The sequence below is a fragment of the Azospirillum oleiclasticum genome (genome assembly GCF_013423485.1).
Taxonomy (GTDB): Bacteria; Pseudomonadota; Alphaproteobacteria; order Azospirillales; family Azospirillaceae; genus Azospirillum; species Azospirillum oleiclasticum.
Genome location: NZ_JABFFR010000043.1, coordinates 1 through 23,819 on the forward strand (window position 1 = coordinate 1; position 23,819 = coordinate 23,819).

General features: G+C 71.9%; 31 protein-coding genes. All 31 read left to right on the top strand.

The genetic code is table 11. The features are described 5' to 3' along the window. Positions 1-26 precede the first annotated feature (26 nt). On the top strand, positions 27-911 hold the full coding sequence (locus tag HL658_RS31225; protein ID WP_180286294.1) for a ParB N-terminal domain-containing protein: 885 nt from the start codon (positions 27-29) through the stop codon (positions 909-911). Between the two features lie 20 nt (positions 912-931). Beyond that, positions 932-1,210, top strand: coding sequence for a hypothetical protein (locus HL658_RS31230; protein WP_180286293.1), 279 nt, complete (start codon positions 932-934; stop codon positions 1,208-1,210). A gap of 2 nt (positions 1,211-1,212) precedes the next feature. Next, the gene (locus HL658_RS31235; RefSeq protein ID WP_180286292.1) at positions 1,213-1,461 is read left to right on the top strand and encodes a hypothetical protein; all 249 of its coding nucleotides are present in this window, start codon (positions 1,213-1,215) and stop codon (positions 1,459-1,461) included. After that, positions 1,458-1,706 (top strand): hypothetical protein, encoded by a 249-nt coding sequence (locus HL658_RS31240; protein ID WP_180286291.1) that lies wholly within the window; start codon positions 1,458-1,460, stop codon positions 1,704-1,706. Before HL658_RS31235 ends, HL658_RS31240 begins: the two co-directional genes overlap by 4 nt. Beyond that, a complete protein-coding gene (locus tag HL658_RS31245; protein ID WP_180286290.1) occupies positions 1,699-1,896 on the top strand; it encodes a hypothetical protein in 198 nt (65 codons plus the stop codon). Before HL658_RS31240 ends, HL658_RS31245 begins: the two co-directional genes overlap by 8 nt. Then, positions 1,896-2,333 carry an ASCH domain-containing protein gene (locus HL658_RS31250; RefSeq protein WP_180286289.1) on the top strand — a complete coding sequence of 146 codons (438 nt, stop codon included), beginning with the start codon at positions 1,896-1,898 and terminating at the stop codon, positions 2,331-2,333. The genes HL658_RS31245 and HL658_RS31250 overlap by 1 nt, the downstream gene beginning before the upstream one ends. Beyond that, on the top strand, positions 2,330-2,515 hold the full coding sequence (locus HL658_RS31255; RefSeq protein WP_180286288.1) for a hypothetical protein: 186 nt from the start codon (positions 2,330-2,332) through the stop codon (positions 2,513-2,515). Before HL658_RS31250 ends, HL658_RS31255 begins: the two co-directional genes overlap by 4 nt. Next, positions 2,512-2,982, top strand: a complete 471-nt coding sequence (locus HL658_RS31260; protein ID WP_180286287.1) for a regulatory protein GemA — start codon at positions 2,512-2,514, stop codon at positions 2,980-2,982. Before HL658_RS31255 ends, HL658_RS31260 begins: the two co-directional genes overlap by 4 nt. 9 nt (positions 2,983-2,991) lie before the next feature. Continuing rightward, on the top strand, positions 2,992-3,624 hold the full coding sequence (locus tag HL658_RS31265; RefSeq protein WP_180286286.1) for a hypothetical protein: 633 nt from the start codon (positions 2,992-2,994) through the stop codon (positions 3,622-3,624). An 89-nt stretch (positions 3,625-3,713) separates the two neighbouring features. Next, positions 3,714-4,241, top strand: coding sequence for a hypothetical protein (locus HL658_RS31270; RefSeq protein WP_180286285.1), 528 nt, complete (start codon positions 3,714-3,716; stop codon positions 4,239-4,241). Positions 4,242-4,249: 8 nt separating this feature from the next. Then, positions 4,250-4,867, top strand: a complete 618-nt coding sequence (locus HL658_RS31275; protein ID WP_180286284.1) for a hypothetical protein — start codon at positions 4,250-4,252, stop codon at positions 4,865-4,867. Between the two features lie 2 nt (positions 4,868-4,869). Beyond that, the gene (locus HL658_RS31280; RefSeq protein ID WP_180286283.1) at positions 4,870-5,085 is read left to right on the top strand and encodes a TraR/DksA C4-type zinc finger protein; all 216 of its coding nucleotides are present in this window, start codon (positions 4,870-4,872) and stop codon (positions 5,083-5,085) included. An 11-nt stretch (positions 5,086-5,096) separates the two neighbouring features. Continuing rightward, the gene (locus HL658_RS31285) at positions 5,097-5,543 is read left to right on the top strand and encodes a hypothetical protein (RefSeq protein WP_180286282.1); all 447 of its coding nucleotides are present in this window, start codon (positions 5,097-5,099) and stop codon (positions 5,541-5,543) included. Positions 5,544-5,564: 21 nt separating this feature from the next. Further along, complete coding sequence (locus HL658_RS31290; RefSeq protein WP_180286281.1) at positions 5,565-5,933, top strand: hypothetical protein; 369 nt, start codon at positions 5,565-5,567, stop codon at positions 5,931-5,933. Beyond that, on the top strand, positions 5,933-6,433 hold the full coding sequence (locus tag HL658_RS31295; protein WP_180286280.1) for a DUF1804 family protein: 501 nt from the start codon (positions 5,933-5,935) through the stop codon (positions 6,431-6,433). The genes HL658_RS31290 and HL658_RS31295 overlap by 1 nt, the downstream gene beginning before the upstream one ends. Continuing rightward, a complete protein-coding gene (gene terL / locus HL658_RS31300) occupies positions 6,433-8,127 on the top strand; it encodes a phage terminase large subunit (RefSeq protein WP_180286279.1) in 1,695 nt (564 codons plus the stop codon). Before HL658_RS31295 ends, terL begins: the two co-directional genes overlap by 1 nt. Before the next feature lie 4 nt (positions 8,128-8,131). Next, the gene (locus HL658_RS31305; RefSeq protein ID WP_180286278.1) at positions 8,132-9,586 is read left to right on the top strand and encodes a hypothetical protein; all 1,455 of its coding nucleotides are present in this window, start codon (positions 8,132-8,134) and stop codon (positions 9,584-9,586) included. Positions 9,587-9,751: 165 nt separating this feature from the next. Beyond that, a complete protein-coding gene (locus HL658_RS38300; protein WP_180286277.1) occupies positions 9,752-9,952 on the top strand; it encodes a zinc finger domain-containing protein in 201 nt (66 codons plus the stop codon). After that, a complete protein-coding gene (locus HL658_RS31315) occupies positions 9,909-10,655 on the top strand; it encodes a Mom family adenine methylcarbamoylation protein (RefSeq protein WP_211109900.1) in 747 nt (248 codons plus the stop codon). Before HL658_RS38300 ends, HL658_RS31315 begins: the two co-directional genes overlap by 44 nt. After that, on the top strand, positions 10,652-12,043 hold the full coding sequence (locus tag HL658_RS31320; RefSeq protein ID WP_180286276.1) for a hypothetical protein: 1,392 nt from the start codon (positions 10,652-10,654) through the stop codon (positions 12,041-12,043). Before HL658_RS31315 ends, HL658_RS31320 begins: the two co-directional genes overlap by 4 nt. 438 nt (positions 12,044-12,481) lie before the next feature. Continuing rightward, positions 12,482-12,733, top strand: coding sequence for a hypothetical protein (locus tag HL658_RS31325; RefSeq protein ID WP_180286275.1), 252 nt, complete (start codon positions 12,482-12,484; stop codon positions 12,731-12,733). Continuing rightward, on the top strand, positions 12,730-15,099 hold the full coding sequence (locus HL658_RS31330; RefSeq protein ID WP_180286274.1) for a phage major capsid protein: 2,370 nt from the start codon (positions 12,730-12,732) through the stop codon (positions 15,097-15,099). The genes HL658_RS31325 and HL658_RS31330 overlap by 4 nt, the downstream gene beginning before the upstream one ends. A gap of 55 nt (positions 15,100-15,154) precedes the next feature. Next, positions 15,155-15,556 carry a hypothetical protein gene (locus tag HL658_RS31335; RefSeq protein WP_180286273.1) on the top strand — a complete coding sequence of 134 codons (402 nt, stop codon included), beginning with the start codon at positions 15,155-15,157 and terminating at the stop codon, positions 15,554-15,556. 2 nt (positions 15,557-15,558) lie between these two features. After that, positions 15,559-16,230, top strand: a complete 672-nt coding sequence (locus tag HL658_RS31340; protein WP_180286272.1) for a hypothetical protein — start codon at positions 15,559-15,561, stop codon at positions 16,228-16,230. Further along, entirely contained in the window at positions 16,227-16,733 is a 507-nt protein-coding gene (locus tag HL658_RS31345; RefSeq protein ID WP_180286271.1) for an HK97 gp10 family phage protein, read from the top strand. Before HL658_RS31340 ends, HL658_RS31345 begins: the two co-directional genes overlap by 4 nt. Further along, positions 16,730-17,212 (top strand): hypothetical protein, encoded by a 483-nt coding sequence (locus HL658_RS31350; protein WP_180286270.1) that lies wholly within the window; start codon positions 16,730-16,732, stop codon positions 17,210-17,212. Before HL658_RS31345 ends, HL658_RS31350 begins: the two co-directional genes overlap by 4 nt. Positions 17,213-17,226: 14 nt before the next feature. After that, positions 17,227-17,430: a hypothetical protein gene (locus HL658_RS31355; protein WP_180286269.1), complete on the top strand. Its 204-nt coding sequence runs from the start codon at positions 17,227-17,229 to the stop codon at positions 17,428-17,430. 6 nt (positions 17,431-17,436) lie between these two features. Continuing rightward, the gene (locus HL658_RS31360; RefSeq protein WP_180286268.1) at positions 17,437-18,747 is read left to right on the top strand and encodes a hypothetical protein; all 1,311 of its coding nucleotides are present in this window, start codon (positions 17,437-17,439) and stop codon (positions 18,745-18,747) included. A 26-nt stretch (positions 18,748-18,773) separates the two neighbouring features. Continuing rightward, positions 18,774-19,271, top strand: coding sequence for a hypothetical protein (locus HL658_RS31365; RefSeq protein WP_180286267.1), 498 nt, complete (start codon positions 18,774-18,776; stop codon positions 19,269-19,271). After that, positions 19,220-19,705, top strand: coding sequence for a DUF1799 domain-containing protein (locus tag HL658_RS37470; protein WP_180286266.1), 486 nt, complete (start codon positions 19,220-19,222; stop codon positions 19,703-19,705). Before HL658_RS31365 ends, HL658_RS37470 begins: the two co-directional genes overlap by 52 nt. Then, positions 19,702-23,819, top strand: a 4,118-nt coding sequence (locus HL658_RS31375) for a phage tail length tape measure family protein (RefSeq protein ID WP_180286265.1), incomplete at its 3' end; no start/stop codon positions are given. The genes HL658_RS37470 and HL658_RS31375, both read left to right, overlap by 4 nt.

Sequence of the window (23,819 nt, forward strand, 5' to 3'; positions counted from 1 at the left end):
CGCGCCCTCCGACGAGGAGCACGCCGATGCCTGACGCCGTCCTGGCCGACTACCACGCCGCCCCCGTCGCCGCTCCCGCGGACGCCTTCGCCGGCCTCGGCCCCCGCCCGACGCTGGCCTGGATCGACGTGGAGCTGCTGACCGTCGATCCCCGCTACCAGCGCTCCACCGACAGCCGCGCCAGCCGCGACAACATCCAGCGCATCGTGGAGCGCTTCTCCTGGCGCAAGTTCCAGGTGCTGACCGTGGTCGCCACCGGCGACCTCTACGCCATCATCGACGGCCAGCACCGGTGGGAGGCGGCGAAGCTGCACCCCGCCGTCCCGTCGGTGCCCTGCATGATCCTGCCGGAAGCGGGGCTCGCCGAGGACGCCCGGACCTTCACCGCCATCAACCTCGACCGGGTGGCCGTCAACCCGTTCCACCTGCACAAGGCCCGGCTCGCCGCCGGCGACCCCGACGCCCTGCATTTGCAGGAGGTGTGCGACCGGTCCGGGATCGTCATCCCGCGCACCAACCTGACGCCGAAGGATCTGCCGCCGCGCGCCACGCTGGCGCTCGGCACCATCCGGGACTGTCTGGTGAATTTCGGCGACGGCCCGACCGTGGCCGCGCTGTCCGTGCTGGCCGACGCCTTCCCGCGCGAGCCGGGGGCGGTGCGCGCCAGCCTGATCAAGGCCATGGTGCAGCTCTTCGTCGTCGCCAAAGCCGCGGGCCGGGATGCGCCGGAGATCGACCGGGCGCGGCTGGCGAAGGTGCTGGCGTCGCGCGGCGCCGTCCCGTTGGAGAAGGCCGGGCGCGCCTACAAGGACAATTTCGGGGGCACCTCGGCGACCGCGATCCGCGCCGCCGTCGCGCGCGCCTACAACGAGCGGCTGCCGGCCGAGCGGCGCCTGCCGGAAACGGTGTGACACCCCATGACCGCCGCCCCATGACCACTGACCGCCTCGACCTGATCGCCCGCCTGACCGTGGCGTCCGACCGCCTGAAGGGCCGGACGCCGGTGGGCCAGCGCGGCCGGCGCGAGCTGCGCGCGCTGCTGGTGGAGGCGCGGCGGGCGCTGCTGGCCGCGGCGGGGCCGGACGGCGCCACGGCCGACCCCCGCATCGGCCTGGCCGCCGCGGTGGAGCGCGCCGCGACCGCCGGCGTCGCCTACCCCGAACTGGTCGGCCTGTTCAACGACACCCTCGACCGATTGCCACGGAGGTGATCATGGCGAAAGCGCCAACCGACAACGCCGTCATCGACGCTTTCAAGCATGCCGTGGCCGGCCGTGGCGGCCCGCTGGCCCGTCTGGTGAAGGGCTTCAGCACCGACGACCTCGCCGCCGCCTTCGCCCGCCACCCTGTCGATCTGATCCTCGCCTTGTCCTTCGCGACGGGGCGCAAGCAGGAGCGCGAACGGATCGCCGACGAGGTCCGGGAGTACCGCCGGAAGCTGCGGCAGGAACGGCGGTCATGACCGCCACCGCGCCCTATCCGCCATGGGAGGTCCGGACCCTCTCCGGCCGCATCCTGGTCCAACACGGCGCCGAAGATTGGGCGCGGGCCGAGCTGATGCGCCGCGCCGTGATCTTCGGGCGCTTTCCCGCCTATGAGGCCGTCTTCGGCCCCGGAAACGAGGTGACCAATGGCACAGCAACTGCACCTCTGGCGCAAGCCGAGGGCCGAGCCGAGCCGCAACCCGCGGACACTCTTCGTGTGTGACGCCGGCGACGCCCCCGGTTCCGAGCCGCACGGCGTCGTCCGGTTCGAGTGCGTGGAATGCGGCCACCAGACGGGGTGGTTCCGCAGCCGCGGCGTCGAGCTGGAGAAAAAGGGCCGCGTCTGCCCCCGCTGCCAGGGCGACCCCGAGCGGGCCGCCGCGGCACCTCCGCCCGACCGGGGAGACGCCTGATGGTCGCCTATTCTTTCCGCCCGAACTTCGTCGACATGATCCTCGCCGGTCTTGAGCCGGGGGAGGAGCTGCCGGGCATGAAGCGGCAGACGATCCGCGCGCACCGCTTCCGTGGCCGGCACGCCCGGCCGGGTGAAGCGATCCAGCTCTACGCCGGGATGCGCACGAAGCATTGCCGTCTGCTCGGCGTCGCCGAATGCACGTCGGTGGAGCGCGTCCTGTTGCGCCTGGACGCACCCGGCGGCGTGACGATCCACGGCGGCGACGCCCCAACGGTTCGCCGCATCGGGGCCGACGAGCCCGAGTTGCTGGACCAGTTCGCCCAACGCGACGGCTTCCCGCGCGGCTGGGCGGAGCTGCTGGAGTTCTGGGCCAGGGAGCATCCCGACACCGGCCATTTCGCCGGCGTGCTGATCCGCTGGAGACCCACGTCATGACCGCCCGCCCGACGTCCGCCCTGACCCTGCATCTGTGCCGCCAGTCGCGCCCCGGCCTCTCCCGCACCTGCCTGAAATGCGGACGCGACGAGAGCGCGTGGCGTTTCGGCGACGCGTCCACGCACCTGCCCAGGGAGTGGGACATCGCCGTCAACCGCTGCACCCCGGAGCCCCGCACATGACCGCCCGCGTCAAACCATCCGGCGCCAAGGCCGCCAACCCGCTCGCCCCGCTGATCGCCAAGGTGCAGACCTTGCGCCGGCAGGTGCCGACGCTGGCCGACGACGCCGTCTGGCGCCCCTTCCTGGCGCGCCACGCCGGTGGCATCACGTCCACCCGCGCCATGAGCGAGACCCAGCTCCACGCCGTCGTGCGTGCGCTCTACGCGGCCGGCGCGCCGAAGCGCCCCGGCAGCTCCGGCGGGAAGCGCCAGCCCTACGCCGACAGCCCGCAGCTCGCCAAGGCGCGCGCCCTGTGGATCGCGCTGGCCGACGCCGGCAAGGTCCGCGACCGCTCCGACACGGCACTCGCCGCCTTCATCCGCCGGCAGACCCGCCAGGACATCGGCATGCTGTCGCCCGAGCGCTGGGCACAGGTGATCGAGGCGCTGAAGGGCTGGGCCGACCGCGTCGGCGCCGCCGTGGAATAGGAGACGTCCATGACCAGTCCCTCGGCCGCCGGGTTGCCCGGCAAGCTCGCGGACGTGGCCGCGCTCACGTCGGTCGAGGTGGCGGAGATCCTGGCGCGCGCATGGGGTGGGCGGCGGCGCTACGTGCCCGCCGAGCCGAAACCAGATCACGAGTTGAGCCGGCTGGTGGGGCACGACAACGCGCGCATCATCGGCGCGGCCATGGGCAACGAGGAGATCAAGTGGCCGAACGCCAAGGCGTGGCTCCACCTGCATGATGCGCGACGGCTATTGGATGAGGGTGTCTCCATCGCAGGCATCGCCAAGCGTCTGGGCATTTCCGATGTTCGCGCCCGGACCCTGCTGCGGGGCTACGGTGCACCACGAGCTCCCGGATCAAGGACTGCGACGGTTGCGCCCCGTGAATGCCCGGACTGCCATCCGGCGCGACGGATCGCCGACCGTGTCGGATTGAGCGAGCAATGGGTGTTCCAGCTCATATCCAATGCGCATCGGATCAAAGGTCAACCGCAGATGCCAGCGCCAACCTGCTGCCCGACGTGCCGGGCGCCCCTCGTGGATGTGCCCCGAACAAAGCCCATTCGAGGAAAGCGTCCTGTGCCACACCCCGACGAGCAGCCCGACCTGTTCTCGCCGCGCTGAGCCTCTCTGTCCCTTCATTGTCTTTGCGGTGCGCGGTAGGCGCCTAACACGCGCGACAATGGCGCCATCCCCACACGGATGGCCTTCCCATGTCCTACGCCGGCCCCGGCCTGTCGCCCCGCCACCTGGAAGCCTTCGTCATCCGTCCGGTGCTGGCGCATCTGGCCGGAACCGACGCCCCCGGCATCGACCGCGACGCCGCGGTCGAGCTGCTGCTCGGCACCGCCGCGCACGAGAGCGGCCTGCGCGCGCTGGACCAGATCACCTCGCCGACCGACCGCAGCCTCGGCCCCGCCTTCGGCCTGTTCCAGATCGAGCCGCGCACCCACGCGGATCTCTGGACCAACTTCCTGGGCCACCGCCCCGCGCTCGCCGCACGGGTCGCGGCGCTGCGGTCCGCCTGGCCGTCCGGTGATGTCCAGCTCGCCACCAACCTCGCCTACGCCGCGGCGATCGCCCGGCTGGTCTATTTCCGCAGCCCGGTCCCCCTGGCCGCCCCCGGCGACGTCGCCGGACACGCCGCCGTGTGGAAGCGCGTCTACAACACCACCGCCGGCAAGGGCCGGCCGGAGCAGTTCGTGGACGCCTGGAGCCGTCTCGTCCAACCCTACCGTTGAGGTGCCCCATGGGCTTCGCCCACGCCTTCGCCGCGCTCCTTCTGTGCGTCATCTTCTCCGGCGGCCTGTATCTGCTGAAGCGGCCGTCCTCGGACCTTTCCGACCGTATCGTCGGGCTGGTGGCCGTCCTGCTGTCGGTCGCCGGCATGCTGGCGGTGGGCGGCGCCGCGGCCCTGGCCGCCGACCTCTCCGTCGCACCGCCCTCGCCCTGGTCAGGCGTGCTGGAGACGGCGGTGGGGAGCCTTGCCGCCATCGCGTCGGCCACCATCCTGGCGGTGTTCGAGCTGGCGCGGCGCCAGCTCAAGGCCCGGCTCGGCGTCGCGCTGGACGATCAGGCCCGCGAGTATGTCCAGGACGCGGCCGACCGCTTCGCCGCCTTCGCCCACGCCCGCCTGTCGGCCCTGGCCGGCCTGCCGGCCCCCTCACCGGTGGGGCTGCCGCCGGGAACGGCGCCGGGTGCGTCCGCAGCCCCCGCCCTTTACGACAGCGTCGTGGACGAGATGGTGGACGCGATGGTCGAACAGGTGCCGGACGGCCTGTCGCGCCTCGGCGTGGACGCCGCCGGCGTGCGGCGCATGCTGATGGTGCGTCTGGCCGCGCGCGGCATCCTGCCCGAGGGCGGCTGACCATGGCCGACGACGCCGATCGCGCGCAGGAGCTGGGGGCGCTGTACGAACGCGCCCTTCGCGTGCCGGTCCGGGCATTAAAGGCGCGCGTCGCGTCCGACGCGGCGGCGCCGGCCGTCTGCGCCGACTGCGGCGACGCGATACCGCCGGCCCGCCGCGCCGCGTGGCCGGGTGCGCGCCGGTGTCTTTCCTGCCAACAGCAGCACGAGGCGCGGTGATGGTGGCGTGGATGAAGGAGTGGTGGCCCGTCATCGCGTTCGTGCTGACGATCGCCGTGGTGCCGGCCCTGAAATGGGTGGTCGGGCAGCTCCGCAAGGGGCTTGCCAGCCACGAGGATCTGGAGATGCACACCCGATCCGCGGCGGAGGCGCAGCTGGCGCTGGAGCGGCGGCTGGTGGACCGGCTGGAGGCGCAGACGCGCTGGATCGCCGACCACAACACCCTGCACGCCACCATCGCCGCCGATCTGACGCACCTGCGTCAAACCATGGCGGAGCTGCCGAAGGCCGACCAGCTCGCCCGCGTGCTGCTGGCGGTCGAGGGGGTGCGCGGGGACCTGAAGGCGATCAGCGCCACCATGGAAGGGGTGCGCACCACCATCGACCAGATCGACGCCCGCGTGCTGCGCCACGAGGGCATCTTCGCCGACGCCGCCGCGGCGCGGCGGGCATCATGACCCCGGAGGGAGTGCATCATCATGGCGCTGGACGCTGAAGGGCTGGCGTGGCTGCGCTCGCTGCGCCTGTCGATGCTGATCGCCGCCTTCAAATCGCCCGGCCGCTCCATCAAGGAGGGGCCGCTGCACCGTGTTCTGACGGGAAACGAGCATTTCCGTGTCGCGCGCGCCGAGGTCGAGCGGCAGATGCGCCACCTCGCCTCGCTCGGCCTCGTCTGGTGCGACGAGACCGGGCACGACCTGGTGCTGTCGCTGACCGACGACGGCATCGACCTGGTGCTCGGGCGCGGTGGCCACCCGGAGGTTGACAGCCCCAGCCCCGGCACCGCCCGCCGGATGGCGATGGCGGCAGCGGCGGAGATCGCCCGCAAGACGCTGGGGGATGCCTGATGGCGCACGGGGCCGACACCCGCGCGGACCTGCGCCGCGCCTATGTCTACGACCGTCTGGAGCTTCCGGCGGCGGCCGAACGGCTGGGGGTGTCGCTGTCGTCCGCCCGGCGGTGGAAGCAGGAGGCGGAGGCCGATGGCGACGACTGGGACCGCGCCCGCTCCGCCGCGCGGCTGGCCGGCGACGGCCGCCAGCAGATCGCCGAGATGATCCTCAACGACTATCTGCTGCTGCATCAGGCCTGTGTCGAGGACATCAAGGGCAAGGCGGACATCGACCCGTTGAAGAAGGCGGAGGTGCTGTCGCGCCTCGCCGACGCCTTCAACAAGACGATGGCGGCGGTCGGCCGGGCGTCGCCGGAGCTGTCGCGGCTGGCGGTCGCCACCGACGTGATCCAGCGCCTGGCCGGCTTCGTCCGGCGCGACTTCCCGCATCTGGCGCCGGCGCTGCTGGAGGTGATCGAACCCTTCTCCGCCGAACTCAGCCGGGACTATGGTTGATGGCGCGCCCGGCTCTGCCCAAGCTGTCGCGCAAGGAGTTCCTGGCGACCGTCGCGGAGACGGCGTCGGCGCTGCGCGCCACCATCGAGGCGGAGGTCACCGGGCTGGACGACGGCCCGGCCGCCATCCTGGAGCGCCGGCGCCGGGCGCTGGCGGCGGACGGGCTGGAGTTCTTCGCCCGCACCTATTTCCCGCATTATGTGAAGGCCCCCAACAGCCGCCTGCACGATCACCTCTACGCCCGCATCCCGGAGCTGCTGGCGGCGGCGGAGGGGCAGACCGACGCCATCGCCGCCCCGCGCGGCGAGGCCAAGTCCACCATCTGCTCCCAGCTCACGCCGCTGTGGTGCGTGGCGCGCGCCATCAAGTCCTACATCCTGGTCATCATGGACGTGAACGAGCAGGCCGTCCTGATGGTCGAGGCGATCAAGGCCGAGCTGGAGACCAACCCGCGGCTGGCGCTGGACTTCCCGGAAATCGCCGGCCGGGGGCGGGTGTGGAAGGAAGGGGTGATCGTCACCCGCAACGGCGTCAAGATCCACGCCCGCGGCGGCGGGCAGCGGGTGCGCGGCCTGCGCCACGGCCCACACCGGCCGGACCTCGCCATCCTGGACGATCTGGAGAACGACGAGAACGTCCGCACGCCGGACCAGCGGAACAAGCTGGAGAAGTGGCTGAACTCGGCCGTGCTCAACGTCGGCGCCGCCGACAGCACGCTGGACGTGCTCTACATCGGCACGATCCTGCATTACGACAGCGTCCTGGCGCGGACCATGCGGAACCCGCTGTGGCGCGCGACCAAATTCCAGTCGGTCATCCGCTGGCCCGAGCGCCGCGACCTGTGGGACCGCTGGGAGGAGGTGCTGCGCAACGACGGGGTGCCGGCCGCCGACGTCTTCCTGGCCGCCAACCTCGCCCTGATGCTGGCGGGGGCGGAGGTGTCCTGGCCGGCGGTGCGGCCGTTCCCGGCGCTGATGCGGATGCGGGTGCGCATCGGGCGCAGCGCCTTCGCGTCGGAGCAGCAGAACGACCCGCTGTCGGAGGACGACGCCGTCTTCGGCCGCATCACCTATTGGGTGCAGCGTCTGGACGCGTGGGTGTTCTTCGGCGCCTGCGACCCGAGCCTCGGCAAGCAGAACCGGGCGCGCGACCCGTCCGCCGTGCTGGTGGGCGGCTACGACCGCGAGCGCCGGGTGCTGGACGTGGTGCTGGCGTCGATCCGGCGGCGGGTGCCCGACCGGATCATCATGGACGTCATCGAGGCGCAGCGCGAATTCCACTGCATCGCGTGGGGCGTGGAGAGCGTCCAGTTCCAGGAGTTCTTCCGGCAGATCCTGATGGAGCGGTCGGTGGCGGCCGGGGTGCCGGTGCCGGCGAAGCCGGTCATCCCGCACGCCGACAAGGCGCTGCGGATCGAGAGCCTGGAACCCTATGTGTCCAACGGGCTGATCCGGCTGAACGCGTCCCAGACGACGCTGATCGACCAGATGGAGCATTTCCCCCTGGTCGATCACGACGACGGGCTGGATGCGCTGGAGATCCTGTGGAAGATCGCCACCGGCACGCGGGCCGCCGCCGGCACCAGCGTGCCGCCGCCGGACGGCGGGGGGCACGGCCGCGCCGGCGGCCCGGCCATGCGCGGGCGGGGCGGCTTTCTCGGCGGCATGGGCCGCATGTTCGGCGGGAGACGGTGAGACGATGGGCGTGTTCGACCCCTTCCTGCGGCTGATGGCCGCCGCCTTCCCTCCCGCCGTCGTCCCCGCTGGCCGGCCGATGCGCGAGGCGGCCGGCGCCGCGGCCGATCCCGACGACGAGGACGGCACCTGGCGCCCGGTCGGCGCCGACACGGCCCGCGACCTGTCGCCGATCACGCAGGAGCGGATGCAGCGGATCGCCGCCTGGGCGTGGGAGCGCAACCGGCTGGCGAACCGCCTGATCGAGCTGCCGCTGGCGATGCTGCTGGCGGAGGGCTGGACGCTGGAATGCGACGACGCCGACGCGCAGGGCTGGCTGGACGCCTTCGTGCGCGACCCGATCAACCGGCTGGACCGGCGCTTCAAGCAATACGCCCGCGAGCTGGCGCTGTTCGGCGAGCAGTGCTGGCGCGTCTACGGGAACGAGGTGTCGGGCGCCATCCGGCTGGGCTATGTCGATCCCGGCGCCATCGAGGCCGTGGTGACCGACCCCGACAACGTGGCCCAGCCGATCGGCGTGGTGGTGCGCAAGCGGTCGGGCGACCGCCGGGTGTACCGGGTGATCCTGCCCGGCGACGACGCCGATCTGTTCGGGGAGGGGGCGCGGGCCTTGCGCGCCGGGATGACGGGCGGTGACTGCTTCTTCTTCCGCGTCAACGGGCTGGTCGCCGGCAAGCGGGGCCGGTCGGACCTGCTGTCGGCGGTGGACAAGTGCGACGCCTATGACGAGATGCTGTTCGGCGAGATCGAACGGGGGGAATTGCAGCGCCATGTCCTGTGGGACGTGACGCTGACCGGCGCCGATCAGGCCGAATGCGACCGCCGCGCCGCCAACCTGCCGCCGCCGCGGGCGCGCACGGTGCGGGTGCACAACGAGAACGAGGCGTGGCAGGCGGTGGTGCCGCAGCTCGCCGCCGGCGACGCGGACACGGCCTTGCGGACGCTGCGCAACGACATCCTGGGCGGCGCCAGCCTGCCGGAACACTGGTACGGGTCCGGCGGCGACGTGAACCGCGCCACCGCGCTTGCCATGGGCGACCCGACCTACAAGGTGCTGACCGACCGCCAGAACGAGCTGAAGGCCATATTGGAGGAGGTCGGTACCTATGTGGTCTGGCGCCGGGCGGCGGCGCTGGGGCGCGCGGCCGACCCGGCCGACCCGGCCCTGCGCGTGCGCGCCGTCTTCCCCGACCTGGTCACGCGGGACGTGGCCGCCATGGCGGCGGCGCTGGGCCAAGTGGTGGGTGCGGCGGCCGGGGGCGTGTCGCAGGGGCTGCTGAGCCGCGAGACCGCGGTGCGGCTGATCGCGCTGGTCGCCACCCAGCTCGGCCAGAAGATCGACGCCGCGGCCGAGCTGGCGAAGGCGGAGAAGGAGGAGGCCGCGGCGGCCGAGGACGATGTGTACGCCGAGCCGGCGGAGGATGAGGCTTCGCCCCTGTCCGGCGAGGAACCGGCATGACGGCCTTCAGCATCGTGGAGACGCTCCCGCCGTACGGCCGGCGGGAGCTCGGGGCGTGCCACCGCCCCGAGCCGCGGGCTTGCACCCCGCACGACCGCAACCGGCCGCATCGCGGCCGTCCCGCACCCCGGCGCCGGGGCGGGACCACCATAGGCGTTACCCTGAATGGAGGAAATCCGCTGCGGTTCCTGCCGCCGGCTTCTGGCGCGTGGAACCGCGAATTGCCTGGAAATCAAGTGCCCCCGCTGCGGCACGATCAACCATGTGAGGGCCACGAGCTCCCCGTCCGAACGCCCACGAGCGTCCGACTCGGAGAGCGCACTTGGAACCGCTCAAGACCATCGGGCCGCGAGGCTACATCCATGACATCCAGGACGGTGCCCGCCGTGTGGTGGGCTTTGGAGACGCCGAGTTCCTGGTCAAAGAGGCGCCGCGCCGTGAGGTTGTGGCGCTCATCGTCGCCAACCACTATTCGCACCGGGCGGTCAACAACGCCTATATCCATCTCGGCGTGTATCACCGCGGCGCGCTGGTCGGCGCCCTCCAACTCGGCTATGCGATGAACCCGGCCTCCGCCCGCAACATCGTCGCCGGAACCTGCAACCGCGGTTACCTCGAACTCAATCGCATGTGGTTGAGCGACGCGGTGCCGCGGAACGGCGAGAGCATGGCGATTGCCTATGCCGTGAAGTACATCCGGGCGGCTCATCCCGCCGTGGACTGGATCCAGTCCTTCGCCGACGAGCGCTGCGGCCTATGGGGTGTGGTTTATCAGGCCTGCAACTTCGTGTATTGCGGGTTCCACCGTTCGACCTTCTATGAACTCGATGGGGTCTGGTACCACAAGATCCTGGCGACATCGGTAACCCGCCAGGGCGGGCGCGGTGCTCATCTGCGGGAAAATCTGCACCGCGCATCCCGTCATGTCTTCCGTCAGTTCCGGTATGTGCTCTTCCTGAAGCGATCGGCCCGCCGCCGCTTGCTGCTTCCCATCCACCCCTATCCCAAACCTGACCGGGACGGGAATGGCGCGTTGGTCGGGACGAGCCTCATGGGCATCGCCGCATGACCGCCGACTCACCACCCGGCCCCAGCGAGCGCGACCGCGCCTTCCGTGCCGAGCGGCTGCGCCAGATCCGCGCCGGCAACGCGATCCGCCGGCGGACCGCCGACCAGGTGCGCGCCGTCCTGCGGCAGGCGCAGGCGGAGATCGCGGCGACGCTGGCGGGCGCGCCCTCGGCGTGGCAGGTCCACCACCTCGGCCGGCTGAAGGAGGAGGTCGGCCGGGCGCTGGCCCGGCTGGAGGCCGGGTGGGACGCGGCGGTCGGGGCCGGGCTGGACGCGAGCTGGGCGGCCGGGATCGACCTGATCGACCGGCCGGCCGAGGCCGGCGGCGTCCGGCTGTCCTCCCTGCTGGCCGCCATCGACCCGCGGCGGCTGGAGGCCATGCGGGCGTTCTGCACCGACCGCATCGCCGATGTGACGGCGACCTCGGCCGCCCGCGTCAACACCGAGCTGGGCCTTGCCATGGTCGGCGCCAAGACGCCGTTCGAAGCGGCGCGTTCGGTCGCCGGCGTGCTGGACGGCGGGCTGGAGCGGGCGCTGACCATCACGCGCACCGAGCTGGGGGCGGCCCACGCGGCGGCCGCGCAGGCCCGGCAGGAGCAGGCGGCACCGGTGCTGCCGGGCCTGCGCAAGCAGTGGCGGCGGTCGGGCAAGATCCATTCCCGCCTGTCGCATGATCTGGCGGACGGGCAGATCAAGAAGCCGGACGAGCCGTTCCTGGTCGGCGGGGAGCCGATCATGTTCCCGAAGGACCCCAAGGCGCCGGCCAAGCACCGCATCAACTGCGGCTGCGCCAGCCTGCCGCACATGGCGCATTGGGAGGTCAAGCACCCCATCGACCAGCCCTTCACGGTGGAGGAGCTGAACCAGAGCCCGGTGAAGCGGCGGTTGCAGGACGTGAAGCACACCGGTTTCGACACCTGGGCCAGACGGGCGCTGGAGAAGGACACGCGAAGGGACGGCACGGTGATGACCGCCGGCACCCTGCTGCCGGAGGTGGAGGAGGCGCTGAAGCTGCGGTTCGGGGCGGCGGTGACGACGCGCGAGATCGGCGTGTCCGACCGCATGCTGTGGCATTACGTCCGCGACGCCAAGGTGCTGGCCGGCAAGTCGGTGCCGGCGCGCGTCGCCCGCCGGCTGCCGCAGATCCTGGAGAACCCGCTGGCGGTGCTGTGGGACGCGGCGGCGGCCAAGGCCGGCCGGCCGGCCATCTTCTACATCGCGGAGGTGGGCGGGGGTGAGAAGCGGCTGGCCCGCTTCACGGTCGTGCTGCGCGACCGCGACAAGAAATCGAAGGTGGAGCGGCACAACTTCGTCGTCTCCGCCGGGCTGGTCGATCGCGCCACCCTGGCGAACACGAAGGCCTACCCGCTGATCCGGGGGACGCTGTGACACCGGGCGGCGCAGGCCTTCGCCGGATGGCCGCGCCCGCCGTATGAGGGATGCAAGAGGTGGTCGCCGCCGGGGTGCGCAACGTCCCCGAAACCCCTATGCCCCGCGTGTCGCCGGGCGAGGGCCGGCACCGCAGCTTGCCCATGGAAGGGGGCGCGGCTCCAGGATCAAGCCGCCTTCAGATCACGGCGGCGACCACACCTTATATATAGGGGGGAAGCGCGGTCGCGGGAAGCCTCTGGGAAGCCCGCCGATGCGGCAGGCTTCCGGCCGCCTCGATGGGTGCCGTGTCCCGCCGGAACGCATCCAGCCCCCGTCAACCATGCGTCAGAAACGACGCCGAAGGGGGTACCCCAACCCCCTCATCCGATGGCGTAAACCAAAGGCGGTATCGGGGGCATGATCGGCGCCGTTCCCGACGTCCCGACCGATGGTCCCATGGCCGCTCCGAAGACCCGACCCGCACCGGCCCGCCCCTCTCCGGCGCACCCTTCTCCGGCGCACCCTGCTCCGGAGGCGGCCACCGCCGCGGCCGACGACGCCCCCGGCCCGGACGGGGCATCCGACATCCGCCGCGCCGCAGCCGCCCTGAAGGTGCCGGCGAAACGCCTGCTGGCGGCGCGGATCGACGGCGACTGCGTCTTCGCCGTCACCGTCGACGGGCAAAAGCTCACGGGTGCGCTGCCATGACGATCCCGGCGACCGGCATCCTCGGCGAGGCGGCGCTGCGTGAAGCGGCGGCATCGTCCTACCAGGACATCATCCAGCGCGTCACCGCCGCGGTGCGGGCGCTGTTCAAACAGACGGGCCGCGAGAACTACGTGTACCTGCGCGGGCTGTGGCCGGAGCAGGCCGTGGTCTCCGTCAGCGAGAGCGGTGGCGACGCCAGGCTGCTGTCCTATCCCTACACCCTGGCCGAGCGCGGTGCGGTGACGCTCGGCAGCCCGGTCGAGGTGGTCGAGACCTTCACCCCGGCCGATGCGTCCATGCGGGAAGCGGCCGGTGCGCTGCTGGAGGCGGCCCCCGACGCCGCCACCACCGACGCCGGCACCGGCGCCGTGAACGCCCGCTACCGGGTGCGGGTGATCCGCGCCGGACTGTCCGGAAACGGCAACTACTACCCCGACGCCACCCTGCGCGAGGCGCGCGGCCTGTTCGACGGTGCCCGCGTGTTCGTCAAGTCCGACGCCGAGCATCTGAAGGGCGGCGGCAAGGATCTGCGCAATCTGGTGGGGCGCCTGTCCGACGTCGTCTTCGTGGAGGGCAAGGCCGCCGACACCGGCGAGTTGCGGGCGGTGCTGACCCTGATCGACCCGTCGGAGGCGGTGTCGGTCAAGCTGCGGGAGGCGGTGAAGGGCGGCATGGCCGACCTGTTCGGCCTGTCCATCGACGCCGGCGGCCGGGTCAAGGCCGGCAAGGTCGGGGGGCGGGCGCTGAAGGTCGCCACCGCCATCACGACGGTCAAGTCGGTGGACCTCATCGTCGAGCCCGGCGCCGGCGGCGCCGTCATGTCCCTGATCGAAGCCCTGGACGAGGAAGCCATGCTGCGCGCACGCCTGATCGACACCATCAACCGCCGCCGCCCCGCCCTGCTGGCCGGAAAGGACGTGGCCGCCCTGTCCGACGACGAGCTGGAGGCCGTGTTCGCCGAGGCCATGGGCGACCCGGCCATGAGCGGGGGGCCGGGCGATCCGGCGCCCGTCCCGAAGTCCGACCCGAAGCCCGCCCCGGCTGGGGCCACCGACCCCGGCGAGGTGGCGCGGCTGGTCGAGGCGCAGGTCACGGCGCGGTTGAACCGCAACGTCGCGATGCGCGAGCGCGTCGGCCGCTCCGCGCTGCCGGACCGGGCGAAAGCGCGGCTGACGGCCGAGTTCGAGGGGCAGGCCGAGTTCCGCGAGGCGGACGTCGAGCGCCGCATCCAGGACGAGATCGCCTATCTCGCCCCGGCCGCGACCGGGGACCGGGTGCGGGGCTTGGGCGAGGACAGCCTGATCCTGTTCGGCGAGACGCGGGCGGACAAGCTGCGCGAGGCGATGGCCGCCTTCTGGGACCCGTCGCACAAGCACCACCGCGACGCCCCGTCGCTGAAGGACCTCTATGTCATGGCGACCGGCGACCGCCGCGTCACCGGCCGCACCAGGGATTGCGACGAGGCGCTGCTGCGGGAGGCGCTGGACGGGGAGGATTTCGCCGCCGTCTTCCTCGACAGCATGAACAAGCGGGTGATCCAGTCCTACCGCGAGTACCGCGAGCTGGACGGCTGGCGCGACCTGACGGGCGAGCCGGTGCCCATCGGCGACTTCCGCGAGCAGTCCCGCGTGGCGTGGGGCGGCTACGGCGACCTGCCCATCGTCGCCAAGAACGATCCCTATGTCGAGCTGGAGAGCCCCTCCGAAGACGATCCGGCCACCTACAAGGTGCACAAGCGCGGCCGGCTGGAAAGCATCGCGGTCGAGGACATCAAGAACGACGACGTCGGCTTCGTGCGCCGCATCCCGGTCGATCTGGGCCGCGCGGCCAAGCGCACGCTGTACAAGTTCGTGTTGAACTTCCTGCGCGACAACCCGGTCATCAAGGACGGCAAGACGCTGTTCCACGCCGACCACGGCAACCTGATCACGTCGGCGCTGGGTGCGGCCAGCTACAAGGCCCTGCGGCTGATGATGAAGCGCCAGCGGGACATCGGCGGCAACGACACCATCGGGGTCAACCCGCGCTTCCTGTGGGTGCCGGACGCGCTGGAGGAGACGGCGTTCGACCTGTTCACTTTGGCCCAGCGCAACGATCCCGACTTCACGGTCACGCTGAAGCCGGCGATCCGCCCGGTCTTCCACTGGACCGACGAGGCCGACTGGTGCGTGTCGGCCGACCCGCGGGACATCCCCACCATCGAGATCGGCTTCCTGGACGGCAAGGACGAACCCGAGCTGTGGACGCAGGACAGCCCGACCAGCGGCAGCCTGTTCACCAACGACCAGATCACCTGGAAGGTCCGTCACATCTATGGCGGCACCGTGCTCGACCACCGCGGGCTGGGCAAGTCCGTGGTGGCGTGAGCGATCCCGGCCCCTCGTTTCCGAGCCCCTCGTTTCCGGCAAGGCGTGAACGACCATGACGAGCACCCCGAACATCCCGCCCGGCGGCGGGCATGCCTACAGCTTCCCGATCCGCCTCGCCGGCGTGTGGACGGCGGACGTCGCCGCCGCGGCCCGCCACGTGCTGCAGGGCCGCCACCGCATCCTGGGCGCCGTGGCCGTGGCGCGGGCGTCGTCCGGCACCAGCCCGACCTGCGCGGTCGACATCAAGGTCGGCAACAGCAGCGTGCTGGCGGAGCCGCTGGAGATCACGGCCACGGCCGCGACCTACGCGACGATGGTCAACCTGACCGCGGAGGGCGGGTCGGCCTGGCCGACCGTGCCGGCCGGCGGGGTGATCACCATCGGGCTGGACATCGGCGGCACGACGCCGTCCTGGACCGACATCGACGTCACCCTGCATCTGGCGCGGTTCTGACCATGGCGCGCGCGGATCTGCTGGCCCTGGTCGAGGACGTGGTGCGCGGCGACGACGCGCGGCTGCGCGCCGGCGCCGGCGACCGCGCGCTGGACGAGGCGGTGCGCCGCTATTCGAAGGACCGGCCGCGGCGCGCGGTGGCCGACATCGCCGGCACCGGCGCCCATCTGGTGGAGCCGCCCGCGGGGTGGGAGCCGGGAAGCGCCGTCGTCGGGCTGGAAGTGCCGGCGGGGCAGGCGCCGCCGGCGATCCGGCCGGCGGGCGATCTGGTGCCCTACGACCACCCCGACGGCGTCCGACTGATGTGGCGTCCGACGCCGCCGCCCGGCCCCGCGGACACCGCCCGCGTCACCTTCACCGTCCGCCATCGGCTGACCGCGTTCGAGGACACCATCCCGGAGGCCGACCGGCTGGCGGTGGCGAGCCTTGCCGCCAGCCTGCTGCTGGAACAGCTCGCCGCCGCCACGGCCGGCGACACCGACACCACCATCCCGGCCGACGCGGTGGACCACCGCGGCGCCAGCGACCGCTACGCGGCCCGCGCGCGCTCCGCCCGCAAGGCCTATGACGATCACCTGTCGGCCAGCGGGCCGGCGCCGGGCCGGTCGGCGGGTGCGTCGGCCAGCATCGCCTGGGAGCCGCGCCGGGGCCTGCTGCGGCGGGGGGCGACGTGAGCGGCCCGGCCTTCGGCCTGGATTTCGACGCCCGCGCCCGCGCGGCGCTGGACGCCGCACCGGCGGTGTTCCTGCGCGAGCTGGCGGTCGGTGTGCTCGAAGGGCAATTGTTGCTGGAACGGGAGGTCAGGGAGCGGACGCCGACCAGTGGTGCGGGGACGCTGCGCGACAGCATCGGCGCCCTGCCGATCGAGCTGTCGGGGGAGCGGGTCGTGGGTGCGGTGGGCACCAGCCTTGCATATGCCGAACCGGTCGAGGTCGGCAGCCGACCGCACGTGCCGCCGCTGGAGCCGCTGGCGGATTGGGTCCGCCGCAAGCTGGGCAAGACCGGCGAGGAGGGTGACGCCGTGGCGAACGCCATCCGCTGGGCCATCGCCAAGCGCGGCACGAAGGGCGCCTTCATGTTCCGCGACGCGCTGGCCGCCGTCCAACCCCAGCTCGAAAGCATCCTGGCCGCCGCGGCCCAGCGCGCCATCCACCGTGTCGGAGGTGCTGCATCATGACCGATCCCGTGCGGGCCGCCATCGTCGCGGCGCTGGAGACCGTGCCGGCGATCGGCGCCGTCCACGCTTTCGAGCGCTACGCGCCGCAATCGCAAGCGATGCAGGCGCTCTACCGGTGGACGAACCCCGACACCGGTGCGGCCGAGATCCGCGGCTGGTTCGTGTCGCTGGTGTCCGAGCGATACGGCGCGCCGCGCGCCGGCCGCGGGACCGTGGTCGGCGGCTGGCTGATCACCGGGCTCCTGGCGGTGCAGGACGCGGCGGCGAGCGAACTGACCATCGCCGCGCTGGCGCGCGCCGTGGTGGCGCGGCTGGCCGCCGACCCGACGCTCGGCGGCACGGTCGGGCGCCTGTGCGACGGGCGGAACGGGCCGGCGACTGACGTGGGGGCGCAGATCGAGCGGATCGAGCCCGTCATGTTCGCCGGCGTGCTCTGCCACCGCGCCCGCCTGTCCCTCGTCACCGAACGGTTCCAATAGCGAGGAGAGCACCGATGCGCCCCTGCATCGACCGGATCGTCACCGACCAGAAGGACGGGCCGCGCCCGGTGGCGCCGTCCGTCATGCCGTCATCCGAGCCGCCATCCGGGCCGACACCGGCCGCGGACGCGTCCGCCCCCGCCGTCGAGCCCGCCCCCATCGAGCCCGCCCCCGTCAAGACCGCCGGCCGCCGCCGGCCGGCCGTCCCGCAGGAGTAAGCCGCCATGCCGCCCGTGCCCAGCGCGCCGATGCATTTCGATCACAAGGACGTGCTGATCGCCGTCGAGACCGAGTACGGCGACGACGACGGCCTGACCTTCCAGGCCTGCCGCCTGTGGGACGTGCAGGCCACCTGGCTGGAGGCCGACGAGAAGGAATTGCCCTATGTGTTGAAGCACATGGGCAACCGGCACGCCGAGCTGTTCTCCCGCCGCACCCGCCTGACGGCCAAGGTCGGGCTGGTCGGCTGCGGCGCCGCGGCCGACCACATCCCGCTGTGGGATCCGTTTCTGCGCGCCGGGGGTGCGGCGCGCACGCAGGTCGCGAAGACGGCCAACGCGACGATTGCCGCAGCCGCCACCCCCGGCGCGGGGGCCGAAGGCGCCTTCACCTACGCGCGGACCACCGCCTATGCCGGCGTGTTCGACCGCACCGTTACCCTGACCTGCACGACGGGGGGAGGCACCGGCGTCGCCGCCTTCACCGTGGCGGCGCCGGCGGTGGAGTATCTGCCGGCCTACAGCGAGACCGGCGTGGTGATGACCACGGCGTCGCCGTTCCAGTTGCCCGGCGGGGCGGAGATCACCCCGTCCGCCATCGGCACGCCGTTCGAGGTGGGCGACAGCTTCACCATCGCACTGACGGCGCCGGGGTGTCTGTACGAGCCGTCGTCGGACCGCACCGGCCACAAGTCGGCGACGCTGCGCGCCTATCTGCCCGACCCGTCGGCCGGCGGCGGCCAGGAGCGGCTGTACCGGATGCTCGGTTCGCGCCTGAACGTGAAGGCGACCGGCGCCATCAACGACTTCCCTTATTGGGAGGTCGAGATCACCAGCCTGTTCACGGCACCGGCCTTCGCCGCGGCGGCGGTCGCCGATTACAGCGGCTGGCCCGATCCGGTCGAGGTCTCCACCGCCAACACGCCGATCTGCCGCCTGTTCGGGCACGATCTGGTGGCCGAGCAGTTCGGCTGGGACAGCGGCAACACGGTGGAGCTGGTGGAGCGCGTCGGCCGGACGGCGGTGCGCATCAACGACCGCAAGTCCACCGCCAGCTTGAAGGTCGAGGAACCGGGGCTGGGCGACTTCGACGTCATGGCCGCGGTCGCCGCACGGACCAAGGGCGAGCTGCTGTTCCAGCACGGGCGTGCCGCCGGCGAGGTGGTGCGCTTCCGCGCCGCGGGCGCCCAGATCGGCAAACCGACCTGGTCGGAAAGCAAGAAGGACCTGATGGTCGATCTGCCGATGCGTCTGGTGCACGGGGCCGAGGGTGACGACGAATGGTCGATCTTCGTGCCCGCCGGCACCGCCGCCTGAGCCAGCCCTTCCACCCGGAGACCCCCATGACGGTTTTTTCCTTCAACATCCAGGACCGGATCGACGTCGTCGCACCGGTCAAGTTCAAGGTCCCGCAGTCGGTCCAGCGCGCGCAGCGCGGTGCCGAGATCCCGTTCGTGACGAAGACCATCTTCGTCGTCTTCCGCATCCCGCACGAGGACGAGATGGAGCGGGTGCGCGAGGAGATGATGGAGCACAACCGGGCGGTCAACGACCGGATCGCCGAGGCTTCCAAGCGGCGGGAGGGCGCATCCCCCGAGGAGCGGGCGGAGGCCGACCGGGAGATCGACGAGGCCACCCGCGGGCTGCGGCTTCAGCAGGTGGAGCTGCTGAAGGCCTTCATCGTCGGGCTGCCGGAGAACCACGGGATCGGCGACGGCGACGCACCGGCGGAGTATTCGCCCGAGCTGATCGAACGGCTGTGCGGCTTCCGCTTCCTTCAGAACGCGCTGTGGGAGGTGTTCGTGAAGCTGCTGAACGGGGACGCCAAGAAGGGAAACTGACGGCGGCGGCGCGGGCCTGGGCCGGGGGCGGGCGCAAGCCGGTCACCGGCACCGTCGCCCCGGCCGCGGTGGCGGCGCTGGCGGGCGGTGGCGAGCCCGAGGACGCGCCGCCGCCGGACGATCCGGACGAACCGCGGCCCTTCCCCGTCACGCTGTGGCGCCCGGCCTGGCCGCTGTTCGAGCTGTTCGTCGCGGCCGATCGGGTCTGGCGCTATCCGGCGATGGGCGGGCCGCCGATCGGTCTTGACCTGGTGCAGCTCCGGCAACTGGCCGACGCCTTCGGGATCGCCTGGGACCGGGAGACGCTGGTGCTGGTGCAGGCGATGGAGATGGCCGCCTGCGCGATCCACGAGGCGGACTGGCGGCGGCGGCACCCGCCGAAAGGGCCTGACGCTCCCCGATCCAAGGGCCGGCGCAACAAGGGCGGATCATGACGAACCTCGCGGTGGCGATCCGGTTGACGGCGGACGGCTCGGCCTTCGTGGGCGAGATCAAGCTGTCGCGCGACGCGCTGACCGGGCTGACCGACGCCGCCAACGACGCCGGGCAGGCGCTGGACCGCGCCGGCGGGTCCGGCAATGTCGCCGATCTGGACGCGTGGCGGCGGTCCATGCAGGCGACGGCCGAGGACCTGTCGCGGACGTCCAGGGGGTTGCGGGAGTTCCAGCAGGCGCTTGAGGCCACGGCTGCGGGCGTCCGCGCCAGCCGGACGGAAACCGAGGCCACCGGCCGCGGCACGGTGACCGCGCTGGAGCAGGTGCGCCGGGCCTACGATCCGGTCTACGCCGCCGCCGCCCGCTACCGCGACGAGCTGCGCGCCGTCCTGAAGGCGCTGAACGACAACAACGTCCAGGGTGGAGAGCGCATCCGCATCCTGCGGGCGGTGGCGGAGGCGCACAACCCGGTCATCCAGGCGAACCGCCAGGAGGCCGCGTCCCTGCAACTGCTGACCGACCGGCTTGAGCCGGCGGCCGCGGCGACGCGCCGTCTGGCCGAGGATCAGGCGCTTCTCGACCGCGCCCTGGCCGGCGGGCGCATCGACGCGGAGAGCCATGGCCGGCTGACCACGGCGCTGAAGGAACAGTCGCTGGCGGCGCGGGACACCGCCGGCTCCACCCGGCTGGCGGCGCATGAGATGACGAACCTGTCCTTCCAGGTGCAGGATGTGGTCGCCCAGCTCGGGTCCGGCACGAACCCGTTCGTCATCCTGGCGCAGCAGGGGCCGCAGGCGGTGGGAGCGGTCGGCGGGGTGGGGCGCGCCCTGTCGCTGCTGCGCACGCCGATGACGGGGGTGGTGGCGGGGGCGACGGCATTGGCCGGCGCCTTTGCCCTGGTCGTGTCGCGGGCCGTGTCGATACAGGCCGAACTGCGCGGCTGGGACGTGGCGCTTCAGGCCACGGGCCAACAGGCCGGGGTGACCGCGGCGGAAATCCGGGGCATCACGGAGGAGATGGTCAGGCTCGGCGCGTCGCGGGACGACGCCGTGGCGGCGCTGTCGGCGGCGCTCGACACACGCAAGCTGGGCAGCGCCGACCAGCTCCGCGAGATCGGGCGTCTGGCCGTGGACCTCGGCGTGCGGCTCGGTGGCACCGCGGAGGCCGGGCAGAAACTGTCGGAGTGGCTGACCACCGGAACGGCGGGCCTTCGCGCGCTGTCGCAGGCCACCGGCGCGCTGACGGTGGAGCAGTACGAAGCGGCGAGAGCGGCCCTGGAGCAAGGCGACCGGCTGAAGGCCAACGCTATCGTCATCGACGCCTTGAAGCAACGGTTCCAGGGGCTGCGGCAGGAAAGCCTCGGTCCGGTCCAGCAGGCCATGGAGCGGTTGAACAGGGAGTTCAACGCGTTCGTGGATGTTGCGGCGAAGGCCAGCGCGCCGCTCGTCATCAGCGTCAGCGTGACCGGTGCCGAATGGCTGAAGGGGTTGGTGGAGTTCCTCAGCAATCCGACCCCGCAGGCGTTCGCCCGCTGGCAGATGATGGGAAATCCGCTGTGGGGTATGAACGGCACGAGCCTGCCGCCGACCGAACCGGCTCCGCCCGCGCCGTCTGTCGGCTCGCCCTTCACCGGCCGGCCGACCGCGGCGGGCACGTCGGCCGGCCGGTACGGGACGCGGCTGAACGGCCTTACCAATGACGAAGAAATCGCCATTGATGAGTTGAAGAAAGCGAACGACCGGCTGGCGGCGGCATATCAGAAGACCGGCGCTGCACGAGAGATCGCAATTGCGAAAGAACAAGCGTACATCGCCGCCATCAACGCCGGCAAGTCTGTAGGCCTGGCGAAGGCCGAAGCGGACGAGGCGGCGCGCATGGCGTCCGTCCAGGCGGCCGCGGCCATCGCCGACCAGACCGCCGAGGTCACCATCCAGACCCGTGCCACGCGCGACGCTGCCGCCGCCGTGCTGGCCGGCACCGTCTCGGCCGCGGCGGGCTGGGAGGCGTTGGGCCGGGCGCAGGCCGAAGCGCTGGCGACCGGTGTGGATCCGCTGACGCGCCAGCGTCAGATCCTGGAGGAGCAGGCGGCGGCGACGGCGCTCGCCGGGGCAAAGCAGGTGGACCAGATGGAGCGCGAGGTGATCGCGCGGCGCAAGGTGGCGGAGGCGGCCGGCGCATCGGTCGCCGCCCAGAAGGAGGAGGAGCTTCAGGCGAAGATCCAGGCGGCGACGCTGGAGGAGACGATCGCGCTCCAGCACGCCGATGCCGAGACCAAGGAGATCCTGCTGGAGGTCATCCGGCGGAAGACGGCCGCCGTCCGCGGCGAGGCGGTGGCGGAGCGCGAACTTGCGCTCGCCACGATGGAGCAGCAGGAAGGGCAGCGGGGCCGCCGGGCGGCGTTCGAGGCGGCGATGGCCGGCGCGCCGGAGGCGGTGCGCGCGCTGGCGACGGCCGAGTTCGAGGTGTTGGAGGCGCTGCGCGCGCAGGGCATCGAATACGACGCGCTCGACACCAAGGGCAGGAAGCGGGTCGATGACCAGGTCGCCGCGGCCCGCGCCAGGGCGACGCTGGAACTCGACACGCAACGCACGACGGCTGCCTACAAGGAGCTGGAACAGTTCGGCGAGCGCGCGATGGACGCGCTGCTGGAGAAGATCGTCGAGGCCGGGGACGGCACGCTGGAATGGCGCGACGCGGTCAAGGCGCTGTGGGGCGAGTTCCAGACGCTCGCCTTGCGGATGGCGGTCATCAATCCGATCAAGAATTGGGCGTTGGGCAGCAATTTGCCGACGCTGTGGGATCTGGCCGGGGCCATCACGCCGGCGGCGTCCGGGGGTGGGGTCCGGCCGGTGACGGCCGGCACGCCCGCCGCCGCCAACCAGAACGCCCAATCCGGGGGGGGCACCGGCGGGCTGTCGATCGGGTCGCTGTCGCGGCTGACCGACCCGTCGGCGCTGCCCGGCTGGTGGCACTCGCCGGTGTTCGGCTCTTCCGGCTCGACGGCGAACAGTGTCGGCGTGATCAACGACGGCACGGCCGGCTTCGACACGACCGGGGCCTTTGACGCCGCCGGCAACCCGCTCGGCGGCGCCACCGGCGCGACCTGGGGGCAGGTGGCGACGGCCGCGGGGGCGGCGTTGAGCGCGTTCAACGCGTTTCGCGCCTTCTCGCAGGGTCAGATCGGCAGCGGCATCGGCAACACCATCTCCGCCGGGCTGGGCATCGCGCAGCTCGCCGGGGTGGCGCTCGGGCCTTTGGGACCGATTGCCATGGTGGCCGCCCCCATCATCGGCGGATTGCTCGACGGGCTTTTCGCGAAGAAGCCCTCCGCCAAGGAGGGCGGCAGCACGATCAATCTGACCACCGGTGCGGAGACCATCGGAGGGCAGACGGGCAAGAAGTTCTCCCAGGAAAACCGCGACGCGGCCAGCGACATCTCCCAGGCCGTGTACGAGATGTACAAGGGCCTGTCCGACCTCGCCGGCGGCAAGACGCTGCCCTTCGACATGTTCGTCGGCGTCACCCAGACCGGCATACGGGCGCAGTACAACGGGCCGAACACCGAGCGGACCTTCGGCAAGGACGACGCCGGGATCAAGGAGCTGACCGCGTGGTTCGCAGGCATCTTCACGCGCGAACTGAAGGACGGCTTCGAACCGGCGGTGCAGCGGGCCATCGACAACATCGACTGGAGCGACCTGGAAACGGGGATGAAGCAGCTCCAGTTCGCGATCGACTTTCCGCTCCGCACGAAGGACCTCGCCGGCAACCTGTCCCTTGAGGACGCGACCCGGCGACAGGCGAAGGAGGGCGTGAAGAGCACGACCACCGCGCTGAAGGAGTTCCTGGAGACGACGGAAAAGCTGTGGCCGGCGGTGCAGCAGGGCGGACGGACGGTCACCACCACCACCCGTGAGCTGACCGAGATGTCGGCGGCCGAGGCGATCGGCAAGGGGTTGCTGACGCGCGAGCAGCAATACATGGGCGACGCGACCTGGGAAACCGTCTGGAAGGACGTGGAGGGTCGCGTCGTCCAGGTCGGCGACGACCTGTCGCAGACCGTCGCCATCTGGCGGGACGTGACGAAGACGGTGACCGAGGGCGGCCAGGCCGT